Annotated in this window: 14 protein-coding genes; 9 read left to right on the top strand and 5 right to left on the bottom strand. The window is 57.9% G+C overall.

From position 1 onward, the window contains the following. Nucleotides 1-13 precede the first annotated feature (13 nt). Entirely contained in the window at nucleotides 14-1462 is a 1449-nt protein-coding gene (locus BM029_RS12745) for a PepSY-associated TM helix domain-containing protein (protein WP_092436561.1), read from the top strand. A gap of 30 nt (nucleotides 1463-1492) precedes the next feature. Here BM029_RS12745 and selD read toward each other — a convergent pair whose 3' ends face one another. The 3 genes from selD to BM029_RS12760 form a co-directional block, all read right to left on the bottom strand. Beyond that, nucleotides 1493-2551 carry a selenide, water dikinase SelD gene (selD, locus tag BM029_RS12750; RefSeq protein WP_092436563.1) on the bottom strand — a complete coding sequence of 353 codons (1059 nt, stop codon included), beginning with the start codon at nucleotides 2549-2551 and terminating at the stop codon, nucleotides 1493-1495. Nucleotides 2552-2625: 74 nt separating this feature from the next. Further along, on the bottom strand, nucleotides 2626-3687 hold the full coding sequence (mnmH, locus tag BM029_RS12755) for a tRNA 2-selenouridine(34) synthase MnmH (RefSeq protein ID WP_092436565.1): 1062 nt from the start codon (nucleotides 3685-3687) through the stop codon (nucleotides 2626-2628). Between the two features lie 94 nt (nucleotides 3688-3781). Continuing rightward, nucleotides 3782-4435 (bottom strand): TetR/AcrR family transcriptional regulator, encoded by a 654-nt coding sequence (locus BM029_RS12760; RefSeq protein WP_092436567.1) that lies wholly within the window; start codon nucleotides 4433-4435, stop codon nucleotides 3782-3784. Between the two features lie 131 nt (nucleotides 4436-4566). Here BM029_RS12760 and BM029_RS12765 point away from each other — a divergent pair, with 131 nt between their 5' ends. Together BM029_RS12765 and BM029_RS12770 are read left to right on the top strand one after the other, a co-directional pair. Continuing rightward, entirely contained in the window at nucleotides 4567-5418 is an 852-nt protein-coding gene (locus tag BM029_RS12765; RefSeq protein WP_244545029.1) for a metal-dependent hydrolase, read from the top strand. 112 nt (nucleotides 5419-5530) lie between these two features. Continuing rightward, on the top strand, nucleotides 5531-6136 hold the full coding sequence (locus BM029_RS12770) for a DUF2242 domain-containing protein (protein ID WP_092436570.1): 606 nt from the start codon (nucleotides 5531-5533) through the stop codon (nucleotides 6134-6136). Between the two features lie 121 nt (nucleotides 6137-6257). Here BM029_RS12770 and BM029_RS12775 read toward each other — a convergent pair whose 3' ends face one another. Then, complete coding sequence (locus BM029_RS12775) at nucleotides 6258-8186, bottom strand: autotransporter outer membrane beta-barrel domain-containing protein (protein WP_170851064.1); 1929 nt, start codon at nucleotides 8184-8186, stop codon at nucleotides 6258-6260. A 230-nt stretch (nucleotides 8187-8416) separates the two neighbouring features. On the opposite strand from BM029_RS12775, the gene BM029_RS12780 reads away from it, so the two are divergent. Continuing rightward, complete coding sequence (locus tag BM029_RS12780) at nucleotides 8417-8884, top strand: Lrp/AsnC family transcriptional regulator (protein WP_092358620.1); 468 nt, start codon at nucleotides 8417-8419, stop codon at nucleotides 8882-8884. A 39-nt stretch (nucleotides 8885-8923) separates the two neighbouring features. Here the strand turns inward: BM029_RS12780 and metC are convergent, their stop codons facing one another. Beyond that, nucleotides 8924-10123, bottom strand: coding sequence for a cystathionine beta-lyase (gene metC, locus BM029_RS12785; protein WP_092436574.1), 1200 nt, complete (start codon nucleotides 10121-10123; stop codon nucleotides 8924-8926). Nucleotides 10124-10440: 317 nt separating this feature from the next. Between metC and ilvD the strand changes: the two genes are divergently transcribed. The 5 genes from ilvD to BM029_RS12810 all read left to right on the top strand — a co-directional run bounded on the left by ilvD (nucleotide 10441) and on the right by BM029_RS12810 (nucleotide 18603). Next, nucleotides 10441-12315, top strand: a complete 1875-nt coding sequence (gene ilvD, locus BM029_RS12790; protein WP_092436576.1) for a dihydroxy-acid dehydratase — start codon at nucleotides 10441-10443, stop codon at nucleotides 12313-12315. Nucleotides 12316-12674: 359 nt separating this feature from the next. Next, complete coding sequence (locus BM029_RS12795) at nucleotides 12675-13910, top strand: TIGR03862 family flavoprotein (RefSeq protein ID WP_244545030.1); 1236 nt, start codon at nucleotides 12675-12677, stop codon at nucleotides 13908-13910. A 34-nt stretch (nucleotides 13911-13944) separates the two neighbouring features. Next, nucleotides 13945-14814: a hypothetical protein gene (locus BM029_RS12800; RefSeq protein ID WP_092436579.1), complete on the top strand. Its 870-nt coding sequence runs from the start codon at nucleotides 13945-13947 to the stop codon at nucleotides 14812-14814. 187 nt (nucleotides 14815-15001) lie between these two features. Then, nucleotides 15002-17638, top strand: a complete 2637-nt coding sequence (gene mutS, locus BM029_RS12805) for a DNA mismatch repair protein MutS (protein ID WP_092436581.1) — start codon at nucleotides 15002-15004, stop codon at nucleotides 17636-17638. Beyond that, nucleotides 17638-18603 carry a hypothetical protein gene (locus BM029_RS12810; RefSeq protein WP_092436583.1) on the top strand — a complete coding sequence of 322 codons (966 nt, stop codon included), beginning with the start codon at nucleotides 17638-17640 and terminating at the stop codon, nucleotides 18601-18603. The genes mutS and BM029_RS12810 overlap by 1 nt, the downstream gene beginning before the upstream one ends. The last annotated feature ends 37 nt before the right edge of the window (nucleotides 18604-18640 follow it).

Consider the following 18640-nt stretch of genomic DNA (forward strand, 5'->3'; position numbering starts at 1 on the left):
GCAAGGAACAGTCATGCAGACAATCGTTGAGCAACAAGCGCAGGATGAGACAGGTTCAGTCTCGTCCCGCAATTACCGCATCCTTTGGCGCTGGCATTTTTATGCCGGCTTGTTCGTCATGCCTTTTTTAATCGTACTGGCGATTACCGGCGCAATCTACGTTTTCAAACCACAGATTGAAAGTGTTTTGTACGGCGACAAATTGTTTGTTCCCGCGAGCACGCAGGCAAGGCTTGGCTACGGCAAACTGCTCAGCATCGCCGCCACCGCGCTGCCGCCTGATGCAACGGCCAGCTCGATTGCCGTCAGCCAGGATCCGAGCCGCAGCACCGAAGCGGTGTTTCGCCTGCCTTCCGGCGACAGCAGCAGCGTGTACCTCAATCCGTACACCGGCCAGGTGCTGGGCACGCTCAGCGTCGAACACAGGCTGATGAAACAGGTGCGCCAGATCCATCGCGATTTGCTGCTGGGAAGATGGGGGGGCTGGCTGATGGAACTGGCCGCCTGCTGGACCCTGATCATGGTCGGCACCGGCATCGCCTTGTGGTGGCCGCGCAAGCAGTTTTCGGTGTGGGGTACTGTGCTGCCCCGCCTCGGCCTGCGTGGCCGGGCGATCTGGCGCGAGTTGCATCTGGTGATCGGTATCTGGGTCTCGATTGGCGCGGTGTTCTTCATCATGAGCGGCTTGCCGTGGTCCAGCTTCTGGGGCAAGAATTTCCAGGCTGTAGTCACCTGGGCCAGCTTTGCACAACCGCCAGCGGCAGCCAAGAGCGCGCACGTCCACGGGGCGGATGCGCCGGCAGACGACCATGGCGCAATGGCTAGCATGCCCAACATGCCAGCCATGCCGAAGAAGATGCAGGACCTGCCTCTTGCCGAAATTCCGTGGGCAGTGGGCGCAACCACAGTGCCGATGTCACAGGAAATGCAGCACCACCCGCTGGCAATCGATCAGGTGGTAGCGATCGCTGCGCACAACGGCATGCAGACCTATCAACTCGCGTTGCCGGGTAAAGGCACCGATGTTTTCACCGCATCCTATGCGCCGGGCGCTGGAGAATTCGTACGTTCGGATCTTGATCGGCAACGCACGTTGCATATCGACCAGTACAGCGGAAAAATCATGAAAGACCTGCGCTTTTCCGATTACAGCCCTGTCTCCAAGTTAGTGACCTTGGGCGTTGCGCTGCATATGGGGGAATATTTCGGCTTGGCGAACCAGCTGATTTGCGCAGCGATTTCATTGACCTTGCTAGGAATGGCGGTCACCGGATTCGTGATGTGGTGGAAGCGGCGCCCGCAAAACTCCATAGGCGCCCCAAAGCGCGTACTGCAGCCGACACCGTCAATCACGCGCTGGAAAAGCTATATGGCGATCCTCGGCATCATCTTTCCACTGATGGGAGTGACGATGCTTGCCGTATGGCTGGGCGACACGCTGTTTTTCAGGAAGCGTGCCTGAATGTCCTGAACCGCTTCAATCCAAACCCGGTCAGGAAACCACTTCCACACGATTGCCGCCTGCTGCCATTTCACCAATGACAGCAGCGTCGGCAAAACCTTCGCGCCGGAACAGCTCCAGCACCTGCTCCACCGCTGCGGGATCGCAAGAAACCAGCAAGCCGCCCGACGTCTGCGGGTCGCTCAGCAAGCTGCGCTGTACCGGAGTGATGCTGTCGGCCAGCGTTACGTCATGCCCGTAGCCGTTCCAGTTACGGCCGGAGGCGCCGGTGATATATCCCTGCTCTGCCAGTTGCTGCACTTGCGGCAACAAGGGGATCGATCCCATTTCGAGCCTGGCCGATAACTTCGCAGCGCGGGCCAGTTCCAGCATATGCCCCAGCAATCCAAAACCGGTGACATCGGTCAACGCGTTAACCCCAGCCAGTTCAGACAAAAAGCGGCCCGGTTTATTCAGTTTGGTGGTGTTGCTGATGAGTGCCGCATAACCGGCGGCGTCCAGCTTGTCTTTTTTCAATGCCGCCGACAAAATGCCGACGCCGATCGGCTTGCCCAATATGAGTTTATCGCCAGCCTTGGCGCCGGCGTTGCGTTTGACTTTGGATGGATGGACCAGGCCCAGCACCACCAGGCCATAGATCGGCTCGACCGAATCGATGGTGTGGCCGCCGGCAATCGGGATGCCTGCCTCTGCACAGATAGACTCGCCGCCCCGCAGAATCTTGCCGATGACTTCCACCGGCAATTTGTCGATCGGCATGCCGACCAGCGCCAGCGCCATGATCGGCGTGCCGCCCATGGCATATACATCCGAAATGGCGTTGGTGGCGGCGATGCGGCCGAAATCATAGGGATCGTCGACGATCGGCATGAAGAAGTCGGTGGTCGCAATCAACGCCTGTTCATCGTTAAGCTTATAGACGGCGGCATCGTCGGCGGTTTCAATCCCCACCATCAATTCTTTCGGCACCGGGAATCCGTTTGAGTTCTTGAGGATTTCCGCCAGCACCCCCGGCGCGATCTTGCAGCCGCAACCGCCGCCGTGTGAAAAAGAAGTCAGCTTGATGTTTGGTTCAGCGAGATCGGACATAGGGATCCTGGAATTGAAGTCTATAGAGTATAGAGAATGTTAATGAAGCATACGCCTCATCCGGGCTTATTTGCTTACTTGTCCTGATGCAGCTGTCTTGCCACGCGTTGAAAAGTGCTATCTGAAATATCAGGAAGATCCAGTATCTGCGCCTCGGAAAACTGATCGAAATTTCGCTTGATCGATTGCCCATAGGCCGGATCATAATGTTTCAGCAATAGCTCATCAACCAGCTCCCCGATCCGGCCGGACAAACTCAGCTGCTGCCAGTAAGCGACCTTCTCGCGCCCGTGGACGTAGGTCAGGCAAGCCAGCTGGGTATTCAGCAAAGCGGGGTCGGTCACGAAGTGGGCATAATCTTCCAACAGCAGCCGCACACGATCCGGCCGCGACAGAGCAACCGCAAAACATGGCGAGCTGCGCACGACTTCCATCAACACTTCCGGCACCCGCACATTGCCAACCTTCTTGCTCTCGGATTCGACAAATACCGGATACTGCGGATCGAAACGCTGTAGCGCATCCCAGAGACGGCTCTCGAAAGTCTTTTGCGAAGGTTGCAGTTCGGTCGGCAGATTGCCTAGCACCGAACCGCGATGCGCCGCCATCTGCTCCAGATCGAGTACTTGCGCGCCTTGCTGCGCCAACACTTGCAGCAAGCGGCTCTTGCCGCTGCCGGTAGGACCGCAAATAACCTTGAAGCGGAAACGCTGCGGCAACTCGGCCAGGCTGGCGTTGACGTATCTGCGATAGGTCTGGTAACCGCCATCGAGTTGCACCACCGGCCAGCCGATTTTTGCCATGACGTGCGCCATGGCGCTACTTCTGTTGCCGCCGCGCCAGCAATAAACCAAAGGCGCCCATTCGCGCGGCTTGTCGAGGAACAGCGTTTCAATATGGGACGCAATATTGCGCCCGACCAGCACCGCGCCCAGCTTTTTCGCTTCAAATGCATTGACCTGCTTATACATGGTCCCCACCTGCACCCTCTGCGCATCGTCCAGCACCGGGCAATTGATGGCGCCGGGAATATGGTCCTCGGCAAATTCCGACTGGCTACGGACATCGATGATGGCATCGAATTGCTTGAGTTGAGGAAGGATTTCTTGAAAAGAAAGCAATGCAGGGTATTTCATTCGCGTTTTTCTAAATCAATTTTTGGCTGGCGGAGCGACAGTCGTCATGCATTATAAGCATTTACCCCGCCCCCAATTAAATCGCGCGCCTTCATCAGGAATCATCCTGCTGCGACAACATGCCCCAGGCCAGCCGTACCAGCTCATCTTCAAACTCAATGCTACCGAGCAGCGGCGATTTTTCCAGTGAAGCGCTGCGGATGGCGCCGATAACGGCCCGGGTAACCACGAACATCATGGCAGGCGTCGGCGGCCTCAGCTTTGGATGGTGGATTCTTTGCATGCTGATGGCAATCCGTTCCGCTGTCTCCCGCAAGGCCTGGGTAATATCTTCGTGATGATCGTGTTGCCAGGCAAAACGGATCATCGCGCGCTTGGCGCTACGGCCGCTGCCGAGACCTTCGATATTGATGCGGATGAATTGGCGCAGGAAGGTTTTCGGATCGAGCTGGTCTACCTGGTTCTCGGCGCTTTCCATTAGCGCATCGAGTTCATCCATCACACGCCGCCGCTCGCGCGCGATCAGCGCTGTCAGTATGGCTTCCTTGCTCGGAAAATACTGATACAGCGTGCCAATCGAAAAACCAGCCTTTGCCGCCACTTTATTGGTAGTCAGGCCGGCTTCACCTTCGCTTTCCAAAATATGAGCAGTGGTCTGAAAAATGGTCTCGATGGTGCGCTGCGCACGCTCTTGCGTGGGCAGTTTACGCATGATTTCAGAGGAGGAAGCTGGGTTTGGCTTGGCCATGTAGACACCTGTCGAAAACTGAGCAACTTGCGAGTTTTAAAACTGAATAAAGCTCAGTATAGTACTTCTATCGATGTATCTATCGCTACCTTATATTGTTACCTTATATCGCTATTCCACAAAGGCAGTCCGTGAACACATCCAATCCATTAATGGTAAGAAAACTATTGGTCGACCTGTCGCAAGGCTTCCCACGCCACTGGCTGGCAGGCAAAGCTTTCCGCACACAATTCTTCAATGCCTTGTCGATGAGCTTTCCGGTCGGCGAACAAGAGTTCATCGACTCCGTGCGCGCCTCCGCGTTGTCCTTGCCGAAAGAAGCCAGGTACGCCTCCCTGCACGCCACCATCCAGGATTTTGTCGGCCAGGAAGCCACCCATCGCCGGGTGCATACCTTGTACAACGCCGAACTGGAAAAACAGGGGTTGGTCAATCACTGGCAACACTGGGCCGCCGACATGATCGCCTTGGGCAACAAGCGTAATGTGCCGGCAATAAGCAAGCTGGCAGTTACCGCCGCCTTTGAACATTACACCGCAGTGCTGGCCGATCTGACCTTGCGTTACCCCGCAGTGCTGGAAGGCGCAGACCCGATGCTGGCAACCCTGTGGCGCTGGCATGCGGTGGAAGAAACCGAGCACAAGGCAGTTGCGTTCGACCTGTATCGCGCGTTAGGCGGCAGTTACAAGAAGCGGGTGCGCTGGTATGCTTTTGCCATGACGCGCCTCAATGTGATGGCAACCAGGCAAACCATCAACAATCTCTGGCATGACGGGGTTTTATTCAAACCCGGCACCTGGATCGACGCTGCGCGTTTCTTTTTTGGCCGCCATGGCCTGGTCTGGCTCACTGCCGTTCCTCTGTTCAGCTACCTGAAACGCGACTTTCATCCCTGGCAGCATGACAACCGGGAACTGGCCACGCAATGGCTCACCGCCAATTCCGAGCATTATTCCATCGTGCGCGGGCCGAAAGAGGCTTGAGCAATTGCAACAAAACTCCTGAACTTCTGTCGAATCGCCTGAATATACAACGCGTGATGGACTAAAATGCCATCGGCAGTTTCAGATTAGTCGAATCAAGGAGTTTTCGTTTATGTTCAGGATGTACAGCTTTTCGCGCGCCACGCTGCTGGTTTTGCTGGCCGGCGCCCTTGCCGCCTGCTCGACCACCAAGCCAACGGTCTATCAAGGCGAGGAATTCAGCGAAACCAGCACGTTTTCCCACGATTTCGCCACCTCTGCTCCGGCTACCTGCGAAGCGGCGCGTCGCACACTGCTGAGCCAGGGTTACATCATCAAGCAGGCCAAAGACGATCTGCTCGACGGCCACAAGCACTTCCAGCCGGAAAGCGACGTGCACGTGGAAATCGAATTCCACGTGGTGTGCGCCGCCAACGGCAAGCAGGGCAAAAGCACCACGTTGTTTGTCAGCGCCACCCAGGATCGGTACGCGCTCAAGAAAACCAACAACTCCGCCAGTGTCGGCCTGAGCGTGCTGGGCTCGGTGTCGATGCCGATTGGCAGTACCTCCGACTCATTGGTCAAGGTCGCCAGCGAGACGATTCCAGCCGGTCAATTCTATGACCGCTTCTTCGGCTTGATCGAACACTACCTGGGTCTTGACAGTGGCTTGCCGGTGGCGGATTTCGAGGATAAGCCGGCGCTGCCGGTCAAACCTTCGGCAAAAACCTCCGAATAACGGCACCCCAAAAAAAAGGACGTAGGGTGGGCACGCTTTTGTGCCCACGCGTGACCTCAAACACACTGGTCACGCTTATGGAAAACGCGTGGGCACAAAAGCGTGCCCACCCTACCACTTCTTAAAACGCTTTCTTCAAGCCCACCTGGAAAGAGTTGGTCTTGTTACCGCCGGCAAACTGGCCGCTATAACTGGCATAAGCACTGAAGTCGGTCGCCAATGCAATGCTGGCGCCAAGTTCCAGGCGTGCGCTGTTGGACGGCCCCAGATAGGCAGGCAAACCGAAGCTGCCGGCCATGCCGACGACATTGGCGCGCACATCGCGCTCACTGTCCTCAAACTCTTTTTCCCACGCCAGTTTGGCAAACGGTTGCACCGTATATTTGCCCAGCGCCAGCTTGCTGCTGACTTGCGCGCCCAGGCTGGAGACTAGCGAGTTGCGCTTCTGCGATTGAAAATTCATCGCGGTGCTGTCGTTGCCATTTTCCATGTAGCCGCCAACATTGACTTGTTGCCAGGTCAAAGTCCCAACCGGGCTCAGAACTGCTGCGCCGAGGTCGACATCATATTGGCCGCCGATGCGCAGCAGGAATTGATGGCCATTGGCACTGCCAGTCTCGCTACGGGTAGTCGCTCCCAACGCAATGTTACGCGTCACGTCCTTGTACTGCAGCGAGCCGACCATGCCGATGCCGTTAAGCGCCCAGGCGCCGTCGCGGTATTGGGTATAGGCTGACAGCATGGCTTGATCCAGCTTGAAGCCGCCGGTATCGCTGCCGAAATTCGCCCGGTTATGGGCAAAACCGAAAGCGCCGCCAACCGTAACGTTTTGATTGACCGCGTAGTCCACACCTACCGACAAACTGTTGGAGGAACCGTCCAGACCGGGATTATTGCCGTTGTGATCCAGGCTTTGGTGGGTATTGTCATACGCCGCATAAGCTTCGACCTGCCCCGCCCGCGGCGTCAGGCGCAGACGGTCGTCGATCACGCGGGTGAAAGTCTGGGTGCCGGCCAGCGGCGCTTCTGCCAGCATGCCGATCTGGCCCGGAGCCTGCAATACCGACTCGATATATTGCGCCAGGATGGCATGGCCGGCGCCGGTTGGATGGACACCGTCGGCAAACAGATAGGTTTTATCGGCATTCGGCGCAACCAGAGTCGCGGCGGTGCAATCCCCGGAAGAACTGGTGGTGCAGGCCGGAGAGCTGACGTTGGTAAAGCCGTACAAACCCGGATTGGCGATCACTTCATGTAACAGTCCGAAGGCGTTGAGCGCAACGATATTGCCGCCCAGGCCGCTCAAACCGCTGTTCAGGCTGGCATTGAAACTGGTCGAAGCCGCGGTCCACAAGGCAGACAGTGCCGGAATCGCCGATCCCTCAGGAGTGCGGCCGACGTCCGGCAAATTGATCACGATCACGGTTCCGGCGCCGGCTTGCTGCAATTGCTTGACCAGGCCCACCACATTGCCGGCCTCTCCGGCAACTTGTTGAATGGTCTGCACCGCGGTCGCCGTTTGCGTTGCCGGATTCAGCAAACCGGCGATATTCGTCTGGGTGTAGCCGAAGATATCGTTGGCACCGGCCCAGACTGCATACAGGCCCTTGCTGTCCAGTCTTGGATTGGCGGCCAGATAGCCCTGGACCTGGCTGGTGACTGTCGGCACCAAAGGTGCGGTGGCAGCGTCGGGCCAGCCGTTCTGGCTGGTCACGCGGGCGCCACCGACCGCGTAGTCGGTACCGCCGGCGGCTTGTACGCCGCTCGGCGTCAGCACGGCGGCAGGATTGGCGGTGGTGCCGTATTTATGCGCCACGATCTGCGCCCAGACCGGATCAGGGTTGGTGGTGAACGATGGCTGCTTGCCGACGCCGGTAAAATACCCGCTATCGGTCAGCGAGTCGCCGAAAAACACCATCTGGGAAAAGTTCGCGGCACTGGCCGGCGCACAAATGACCAACCCGGCGCCGAATACTGCCACGGTGCGCGTCGCCATCGTCAATGCACGGGCCATCGGGCGCAGGCGGAATTTGGGTAAAGATGATTGCAATTGTGTCTCCTTCTTGTCTTGTATTTGTAGATATTGCGCAGTTAATATCTTCCACCCCGGCATCGTTGTCAATCAAACTGCATAGACAAAACATTCGGAATACAACGACGTTGCGTACGCATCACTGCCCCCGACGTCAGACACGCTGGTTTTCGCACCATTTGTGCCAAACTGTGTTACGTTCGCCGCAAAAAAACTAACGCAGGCCGCCCTCTACATTCAAACCGACCATGGATAAAATAGACAAACAAATTCTCGCCATATTGCAAGAAGACGCCAGCACGCCGGTGGCGGAAATCGCCGAGAAGGTCAATCTGTCATCGACGCCGTGCTGGCGCCGCATACAGAAACTGGAAGAAGATGGGGTGGTATTACGCCGGGTGGCGCTGCTGGATGCGGAAAAACTGAATGTCGGCGTGACGGTATTCGTGTCGATCAAGACCAATCAGCATAACGCCAACTGGTACGCGCAATTCAGCAACACGGTAAAACTGATTCCCGAGGTGGTGGAGTTCTACCGCATGAGCGGCAACATCGATTACCTGTTGCGGGTCGTGGTGCCGAACATCGCCGCCTACGACGCGGTATATCAGAAGCTGACGCAGTCGAACGCGCTGTTCGACGTCAACGCCAGCTTCGCGATGGAACAAATCAAGCACACCACTGCGCTGCCGCTTGATTATGCCGGACTGGACTGATGCAGTCCGCCCGGATTGCGGCTTAGGTTACAGCAACAGTTACAGCGCCTGCTCCATACACTTGAAAGCCTGCCCCATGTCGGCCATCAGATCGTCGATATGTTCCAAGCCGACATGCACCCGCACCAGCGGATTCTGGTAAGTCGTTGCCGACGCTACACGGGTTGGCGGCTTGTCCAGCGGTAAAGCCAGGCTTTCAAAACCACCCCACGACAAGCCGATGCCGAACAACTGCAAGCTTTCAAAGAATTTGGACAGCGCAGGACGACCGACCTCTTTCAATTCAACCGTGAACAAGCCGCTGGCGCCAAGGAAATCGCGCTTCCACAGCTTATGGCCGGGATCGGATGGCAACGCCGGATGCAGCACGCGCTCGACCAGCGGTTGCGTACGCAGGTATTCCGCCAGCTGGATACCGCTCTCCCAGTGCTGGCGCAGGCGCACCGCCATGCTGCGCATGCCGCGCAAAGCCAGGTAGATATCGTCCGGGCCGGCAGTCTGGCCGAAATCGTGGGCGCCGTGCTTGAGGATGCACCAGGCCCGTTCATTGGCGCTGGCGACGCCCAGCAAAGCATCCGAGTGGCCAACGATGTATTTGGTAGCGGCGTGGATCGACACATCGACGCCGTGTTCGAACGGCTTGAAAAACAGCGGCGTGGCCCAGGTATTGTCGAGCAACACATAGGCGCCGACTTTATGCGCTTCTTCGGCGATGGCCGGAATGTCCTGCACCTCGAAGGTCCACGATCCAGGCGACTCGACGAACACGACGCTGGTATTCGGCCGCAGCAAGGTGCGGATTTCGCCGCCGATCAAGGGGTCGAAATATTCCACTTCAACGCCCATGCGGCGCAGTACGCGATCGGCAAAGGTCCGGGTCGGACCATACACGCTGTCGGTAATCAGCACGTGGTCGCCGCTTTTGACGAAAGCCATGATGCTATGGGTGCAGGCAGATAAACCCGATGGAAACACCAGGCAGTTGTGGCCACCTTCCAGCGTCATGATCGCCTGTTCGAAGGAACGGGTGGTCGGCGTGCCGAAACGGCCGTAATTGGACATCGGGTTATCAATCTGGCGGCTGGCTTCCCAATCTTCCAGGTTGTTGGCGATGATGGTCGAACCGCGGAACACCGGCGTATTGACCATTCCCGCGAAACGCGCCGGCTCGCGGCCGCAATGCACCAGCTGCGTATCGACATGCGTGGCCGGGGAACCTGAAGAATTATCGGAAGACATAAGAAGCACTCCATGCTGGACTGTACGGCGAGATTACCTGGGACTATTGTAGAGTTGTGGACGTGGAAAATTATTGCAACAAATCGCCTTAAATCAGGGTTTATTAGAATAATTTTCTAGTATTTATGTAATTAAAAGCAGTTACTTGCAAAAATACAAGAAAATCCGCAGTCCAGCGCCTCTGCGCCAGAAAAGCTGCGCAAGCCGATATATATGCAAATCATATTAATACCGTACAAATCATATATTTGACACGGCGTTATGGGCAGGGCACTCTAGGGCTAGCCCTAAAGCCATTATTTCTGGAGATGTAAATCATGCCGCAATATCGTTCCCGCACCACTACTCACGGCCGCAACATGGCCGGCGCCCGCGCCCTGTGGCGTGCCACCGGCATGAAAGACGGCGATTTCGACAAGCCGATCATTGCCGTGGTCAACTCGTTTACCCAATTCGTCCCGGGTCACGTCCATCTGAAGGACCTGGGCCAGATGGTTGCGCGCGAGATCGAAGCGGCCGGCGGCGTCGCCAAGGAATTCAATACGATTGCGGTCGATGACGGCATCGCCATGGGCCATGGCGGCATGCTGTACTCGCTGCCATCGCGCGAACTGATCGCCGATTCGGTCGAGTACATGGTCAACGCCCACTGTGCCGATGCGATGGTGTGCATCTCCAATTGCGACAAAATCACGCCGGGCATGTTGATGGCGGCGATGCGTCTGAACATCCCGGTAGTGTTCGTTTCCGGCGGCCCGATGGAAGCCGGCAAGGTAGTTGAAAAGCTGCCAGGCGTTGCCGTGATCGATCAAAAGATTTTCAAGATCGACCTGGTCGACGCCATGATCAAGGCTGGCGACGCCTCGGTCAGCGATGCCGACATCGCAGAAATCGAACGCTCGGCCTGCCCGACCTGCGGCTCCTGCTCCGGCATGTTTACCGCCAACTCGATGAACTGCCTGACCGAAGCGCTCGGCCTGGCGCTGCCCGGCAACGGCACCATTCTCGCCACGCACGCCGATCGCAAGGAACTGTTTCTGCGCGCCGGACGCCTGATCGTTGAACTGGCCAAACGCCATTACGAGCAAGACGATTACTCGGTTCTGCCGCGCTCCATCGCCAGCAAGGCTTCGTTCGAGAACGCCATGACGCTGGACGTCGCCATGGGCGGCTCGACCAACACCGTGCTGCACTTGCTGGCCGCGGCGCAGGAAGCAGAAGTCGATTTCAAGATGGCAGATATCGACCGCATCTCACGCCATGTGCCTTGCCTGTGCAAGGTAGCGCCGATGACCGACAAATACCATATCGAAGACGTACATCGCGCCGGCGGCATCATCAGCATCCTGGGCGAACTGGCGCGCGCCGGCTTGCTCGATACCAGCCGTCCGACGATTCACGCCAAGACGCTGGGCGACGCTATCGCCAATAACGACATCACGCAAACCCAGGATCCCGCAGTACATAAGATGTTCAGCGCAGCACCCGGCGGCGTGCCGACCCAGACCGCGTTTTCCCAGGAAAAGCGTTTCACCAGCCTCGACACCGACCGCGACAACGGCTGTATCCGCAACAAGGCGCATGCTTATTCGCAAGACGGCGGGCTGGCGGTCTTGTACGGTAACCTGGCGGAAAACGGCTGCATCGTTAAAACCGCAGGCGTCGATGAAAGCATTCTCAAGTTCAGCGGCCGCGCTCGCGTCTTTGAAAGCCAGGATGACGCAGTGGAAGCGATTTTGGGCGATACGGTCCATGCCGGCGACGTCGTCATCATCCGCTACGAAGGACCGAAAGGCGGCCCCGGCATGCAGGAAATGCTGTATCCGACTTCGTATATCAAATCCAAAGGATTGGGTAAATCCTGCGCGCTGTTCACCGATGGCCGTTTTTCGGGTGGTTCGTCCGGCCTGGTGATCGGCCACGCCTCGCCGGAAGCGGCCGAAGGCGGCGCCATCGGCTTGGTAGAAGAAGGCGACACCATTGAAATCGATATCCCTGAGCGTCGCATGCACCTGAAAATCAGCGATACCGAAATGGCGCAACGACGCGCTGCGATGGAGGCCAAAGGCAAGGATGCCTGGAAGCCGGTCAACCGCCAGCGTTACGTGTCGCAGGCATTGCAGGCTTACGCTGCAATGGCCACTTCGGCCGACCGTGGCGCAGTGCGCGACATCAGCCAGCTGAAGCGATAAGCGCGATAAGCGACACTCCGGTTTGTATCTCAACGCTTGTGTCGTAAAGTTTATTTAGCAAGAAAAATGTAACTCTCTGTAAAAGAGGCCGGTGCGAACCGGCCTCTTTTTGCTTGTACTCCCTTGCCGATGCTCAATTTTCGCGCCTCGCCAGACTCCTCACCTAGTCATATTCTTCGTCACGATATGGTAAAGTTGCGAACCGTTTCCTGTGGCAGATCCTGCACGACATTACCGCAACCGATTCCCTGGCGAATCTTATGGCAGTCCCTGCATGTCTTCCCGTTAACGCTCCCTTAAATAAACCACACTATCGGATTGGCATCTAGCAACAGATGACGTCGTTGAATAATTCCGGAATGCAAAGAAAAACAGTCGCCATTATTGGCGGCGGCCCCGCCGGCCTGATGGCTGCCGAGGCGCTGGCTGCAGGCGGCGTGCAAGTGGATGTTTACGACGCCATGCCTTCGGTCGGCCGCAAATTCCTGCTGGCCGGCAAAGGCGGCATGAACCTGACCCATTCCGAACCCTACGACGCCTTCCTGTCCCGCTACGGATCGCGCGCTCCGCAGATTGCGCCGTTGCTGGCCCAATTCACTCCGGACGCCTTACGCGAATGGGTCCATGGACTGGGCATCGAAACCTTCGTCGGCTCATCCGGCCGCGTGTTTCCGACCGACATGAAAGCTGCACCGTTACTGCGCGCATGGCTGCATCGCTTGCGCCAGGCCGGTGTGCGGTTTCATATGCGTCATCGCTGGCTGGGCTGGACCGACACCGGAACGCTGTGCTTCGACACCCCGCAAGGACCACAAGCTGTCAGCGCCGACGCCGTAGTGATGGCGCTAGGCGGCGGCAGCTGGGCACGCCTGGGCTCGGATGCCAAGTGGGTACAGCTATTAAGCCAGCGCGACATTACCATAGCGCCGCTGCAACCCTCCAACTGCGGATTCGAGGTTGGCTGGAGTGAATATTTCCGTAGCCGCTTTGCCGGCGATTATTTGAAATCGGTCGCCATCACCGTGCAGCATGAGGGTGACCCTGACAATCAGCCGCCATCGCGTAAACAAGGCGAATTCGTGATTACCGCCGAAGGTATTGAGGGTAGCTTGATTTATGCCCTGTCAGCCGGCTTGCGCGATCGGATTTCTGCCAGCGGCACCGCAGTGATACAGCTCGACCTGCTGCCGGACTGGCCTTTGCAACGGGTGATCGACGAAGTATCTCGGTCGCGCGGCGCACGTTCCTGGTCCAGCCATCTGCAAAGCCGGTTGGGACTGAAAGGCGTGAAAACCGGTTTGCTGCGCGAACTGGTCTCGGCCGCCGATTTTGCCGACCCAATGCTTCTGGCGCACGCCATCAAGGCGTTGCCATTAACCCTGCTGGCCGCCCGCCCTATCGATGAAGCCATCAGCAGCGCCGGCGGCGTAACCTTTGAAGGCATGGATCCGCAGCTTATGCTGAAAGCCTTGCCGGGCGTCTTTTGCGCCGGCGAAATGCTCGACTGGGAAGCCCCCACCGGCGGCTACCTGTTAAGCGCCTGCCTGGCATCCGGACGGGCTGCCGGCAATGGCGTTTTAAGCTGGTTGCAATAACATGACGACGGCTGAATCGATGAGGAAAGGAAGTGTGAATCCAGGCGAACTATCGCAGGCAGAGCAACAGCAAGCCGGTCAATGGCGCATTTCCAAGACTGTTGGCGTGCTAGTTTCCGTCCTGGTCCACATCATCGGCATCTGGTTCTTGCTGACCAAGCTGTCGGTCGAGATCCCGGTTTCTTCGCCAGCGCCTGGCAATATGGGATTGCTGCTCATCAGCGAAGCGCCCGCGCCCAAAAGCGTGCCGACGCCGACACTCCAGACGCCTCCCGCCAAGCCGAAATCCGCGCCCAAGCCACGCAAGACAGAGCAAAAACAAGCACAGGTTCGCAAGCCGAATTCGCCCCCTCCATCGGCACCGCAACCGACCATCCCGCCGCCGCCCGACGCGCCAAAGTACGAGCAATCGGTACAGGAGGATTTTTCTTCGCACATCCAGGCCGCACGCGAACGGCGCGAAGCGGCCCAGGCCCAGGAACGCGCCGAAGCCGGCGAGACTGCGGAAGAAGCACCGCAATCGCCGAACGACATCGCCCGCGCCAACATCCAGGCCCAAAGAGGCTGGATGGGTATCGACAAGGATAAATCCGGCGGCATATTCGAAGTGCGCGATAAAACGCCGTTCAGGGCCAGTTTGATTTTCCGCGGCTGGAACGCCAACGCCAGCCGCAGTGCGCAGCAGAATATCCCGGTTGAACGCGGCAGCGATGAAAGCATCGAAATGGCCATCGTCAATAAAATGATAGAGATGATCCGCAAGAAAACCAGCACCGACATTCCCTGGCGCTCGCAGCGCCTGGGCCGGGTCATCACGCTCAGCGCCCGCTTGAAAGATACCGCCGAGCTGCAACAGTTCCTGATGCGGGAAATGTTTTTCCAGGATAGCGCGCCACCGCGATAAGAACCTGGTTTAGCCAAGCGGACGTCCTTGCACGGCGAGGGGTATCTAAACTGCAAAGAAATGGCAGCTAAGCCTTGTTCCGCTTACAATATCGCCTATTCCCGAATATTAGCGATCAGGTGTCATCCGACGCCTGAGAAAGAACCCATTTAATGCAATCAAATTTTCAACAGCAACGGGCCGCCCGATGACGGTAGCGGCACAAAAAGTTTCACCTGGCATGCAGCAATATCTCGGCATCAAGGCCGACTATCCGGACACGCTCGTGTTTTACCGGATGGGAGATTTTTACGAACTGTTTTTCGAGGACGCGGAAAAAGCCGCGCGCCTGCTGGGCATCACGCTGACCGCACGCGGCACCTATAACAATGCGCCGATCAAGATGTGCGGCGTACCGTTCCACTCTGCCGATCAATATCTGGCCAAGCTGATCAAGCTCGGCGAATCGGTGGCGTTATGTGAACAAATCGGCGACCCGGCCACCAGCAAGGGACCGGTCGACAGGAAAGTGCTGCGCGTGATTACACCCGGCACCTTGACCGACTCCAACCTGCTGCCAGAAAAATCGGACCAGCCTTTGCTGGCGTTATTCGTTACCCAGCAACGCAAAGTGATGAAGGTTGGCCTGGCATGGCTATCGATGGCCAGCGGCGCATTGAAGATGATGGAATTCGCTTGCGATCCGGAGACGCTGGATACCCTGCTGAAGCAGGAGCTGGAACGGATCGCGCCGGCCGAGATCCTGGTGGCTGACATGGTTGAAGTCATGTTGGCCAGCAACGTGGTCGACAAGACCACCACCGTGCCGGAATGGCATTTCGACATTGCCCACGGCCTGAAATCCCTGTTGGACCAGCTCGCGGTCAGCAACCTGGGCGGTTTTGGCGCCGAAGGCTTGAGCGCTGCTATCGGCGCTGCCGGCGCCCTGCTGCGCTACGCCCAGTCGACCCAGGGCAAGGGCTTGCAGCATGTGCGCACGCTCACGGTTGAAACCGAAAACGAATTCATCGGCCTCGACGCCGCCACCCGCCGCAACCTGGAACTCACCGAAACCATCCGCGGCCAGGATGCGTCATCGGGCGCGCCTACCCTGTTTTCACTGCTGGACCACTGTCGCACCGCGATGGGATCGCGCTTGCTGCGCCATTGGCTGCACCATGCCAAGCGCGATCAAACCGTTGCGCGCGGCCGCCACGCGGCCATCGGCGCCTTGATTGCAGCCGATACCGGCAACGCCATTTCGAGCACGCTGAGCGCAGTACCGGATATCGAACGCATCACCACCCGCATCGCCCTGCTGTCGGCGCGGCCACGCGACCTGGCCGGTTTGCGCGACGGTTTGCTGCAACTGGATTCCCTGCGCGCCGACATCGCCATGTGCGGCAACGACAACCAGGCGCCGCTGCTGCAGGAACTGCAATTTGCGCTGGAAACCCCGGTCGATTGCCTGCAGTTGCTGCAAAGCGCGATCGCCACCGAACCATCCACCATGGTGCGCGACGGCGGTGTCATCGCCACCGGTTTCGATGCTGAACTGGACGAATTGCGCGGGCTTTCGGAAAACGCCGGCCAGTTCCTGGTCGACCTCGAAACCCGCGAACGGGCGCGCACCGGGATTGCCAACCTCCGCGTCGAATATAACAAGGTGCATGGCTTCTACATCGAAGTCACGCATGGCCAGACCACCAAGGTGCCGGATGACTACCGCCGGCGCCAGACCTTGAAGAACGCCGAGCGCTACATCACGCCGGAATTGAAAGCGTTTGAAGACAAGGCTTTGTCGGCGCAAGAACGCGCGCTGATACGCGAGAAAGCGCTGTACGAGCAGATTTTGCAAGATCTGGCGCCGCATATCGGCACCTTGCAAAACATCGCCCACGCGCTGGCGCAACTCGATACGCTGGTGGCCCTGGCCGATCACGCTGCACGCCACGACTGGTGCGTGCCGCAACTGGTGACAGAACCGTCGATCCAGATCGTGCAGGGACGCCATCCGGTAGTCGAGAAACAGATTGAACGTTTCATCGCCAACGACTGCCAGCTATCCACCGAACGCAAGCTGTTGCTGATCACCGGCCCTAATATGGGCGGTAAATCGACATTCATGCGCCAGGTGGCGCTGATCACCCTGCTGGCTTACGTCGGCAGTTACGTGCCCGCCGACAGCGCCGTCCTGGGCCCGATCGACCGTATTTTCACCCGTATCGGCGCCGCCGACGACCTGGCCGGCGGCCGCTCCACCTTCATGGTCGAAATGACCGAATCGGCTGCCATCCTCAACGGCGCCAGCGAAAACTCGCTGGTGCTGATGGATGAGGTGGGCCGCGGCACCTCCACCTTCGACGGCCTGGCGCTGGCATGGGCAATCGCCCGTCATCTGATCGACGCCACCCGCAGCTTCACCCTGTTTGCGACGCACTATTTCGAGCTGACCCAATTGCCTGATGTGCACCCGTCGGCGGCCAATGTGCATTTGTCCGCCGTCGAGCATAAAGACAGCATCGTCTTCCTGCATGCCGTGCAAGCCGGTCCGGCATCCCAGAGTTACGGCTTGCAGGTAGCGCAACTGGCCGGCGTTCCGCCGCCGGTGATCCGTGCCGCCCGCAAGCATCTGGCTTTGCTGGAATCGCAATCGATGCAGCCGACGCCGCAATTCGATCTGTTTGCGCAAGTCGCCAATATGGATGACGACAGCGATAGCCGGACATTGGATAGCGAGTTGATGATTGCCCTGGATAGCATCGACCCTGACGCCTTGACCCCGCGTGAAGCGTTGGAACAGCTATATCGCCTGAAGCATCTCACTGCGACGCAAAAAACCTGATGAACGCCTGCGCCTTCCGCAAACTACCGCTTCGGCCAGCGTTATTACTAACGCTGGCGCTGACGGCAGGCTGCGGCGCGGCGCAGGCAGAAACCACCAATTTCAGTTTTGGCGTAATCGCACATGTATTTCGCAGCGGCGCGGATGAAGCCCCGTTACACGACGCCATCAGCGAAACCGATGCCGATAATCTTGCCTTCGTCGTGGCAAACGGCATCAAGGCCAGCAGCGAACCGTGTACCGACAAGTTGTACAGCCGTCGCAAGGCATTGTTGAACAGCGCAAAAAACGGCTTGATCGTATCTTTATCGGCCAGCGACTGGGTTGCATGCAAAACCTCTGCCGACCGCTCCGCCGCGATAGAACGCCTGAGCCGGATCCGCGACTTGTTCTTTTCTGATGAATTTTCTTTTGGCGACAGCAAGATTCCGCTGATCAGGCAATCGACCTCACCCAAATTTCGCAGCTACGTAGAGAATGCGCGCTGGGAAATCGGCAATGTGGTATTTGCCACGATCAACCTGCCGGCTACCAACAATCACTATCTGCCAGAAGGCGGCCGCAACAGCGAATTCGAGGACCGGCAAATCGCCAACCGGGAATGGCTGCAGCGCATTTTCCTGAATGCATCGCAGAAGAAGTCCGATGCGGTTGTCTTGTTTTGCGATGGCGATCCGCTGGCTACCCAGCGCCACCGCGTCTTCGACTTTAATGTCAAGCGTGACGGGTTTGCCGAGATCCGTCAAAAGATCAGTTCACACGCAGCGCATTTTGAAGGCAAGGTGCTGGTCATTCACGGACCACATGGCAGCAGTACGCCACACCCGGAGAGCATTGAGTGGCAGCGCAATCTGGGGGATCTGGAAATCCCGGGCGGCTGGCTGAAGATAACAGTGAACCCGGCCAATCCTAAGCTGTTCGAAATTGGCAAGCCTGCCGATTCGCAGACGCTCTCGCGACGATAACTCTATCGTAGGGTGGGCACATCGTGCCCACGCGTAA

The organism is Collimonas sp. OK607, from assembly GCF_900111995.1.
GTDB lineage: Bacteria > Pseudomonadota > Gammaproteobacteria > Burkholderiales > Burkholderiaceae_D > Collimonas.

Coding starts and splice junctions, on each gene's coding strand:
- BM029_RS12760 (WP_092436567.1), bottom strand. CDS start 4,435: ATGGCCAAGCCAAACCCAGCTTCCTCCTCTGAAATCATGCGTAAACTG.
- mutS (WP_092436581.1), top strand. CDS start 15,002: ATGACGGTAGCGGCACAAAAAGTTTCACCTGGCATGCAGCAATATCTC.
- selD (WP_092436563.1), bottom strand. CDS start 2,551: ATGTCCGATCTCGCTGAACCAAACATCAAGCTGACTTCTTTTTCACAC.
- BM029_RS12770 (WP_092436570.1), top strand. CDS start 5,531: ATGTTCAGGATGTACAGCTTTTCGCGCGCCACGCTGCTGGTTTTGCTG.
- ilvD (WP_092436576.1), top strand. CDS start 10,441: ATGCCGCAATATCGTTCCCGCACCACTACTCACGGCCGCAACATGGCC.
- BM029_RS12745 (WP_092436561.1), top strand. CDS start 14: ATGCAGACAATCGTTGAGCAACAAGCGCAGGATGAGACAGGTTCAGTC.
- BM029_RS12795 (WP_244545030.1), top strand. CDS start 12,675: ATGCAAAGAAAAACAGTCGCCATTATTGGCGGCGGCCCCGCCGGCCTG.
- mnmH (WP_092436565.1), bottom strand. CDS start 3,687: ATGAAATACCCTGCATTGCTTTCTTTTCAAGAAATCCTTCCTCAACTC.
- BM029_RS12810 (WP_092436583.1), top strand. CDS start 17,638: ATGAACGCCTGCGCCTTCCGCAAACTACCGCTTCGGCCAGCGTTATTA.
- BM029_RS12780 (WP_092358620.1), top strand. CDS start 8,417: ATGGATAAAATAGACAAACAAATTCTCGCCATATTGCAAGAAGACGCC.
- metC (WP_092436574.1), bottom strand. CDS start 10,123: ATGTCTTCCGATAATTCTTCAGGTTCCCCGGCCACGCATGTCGATACG.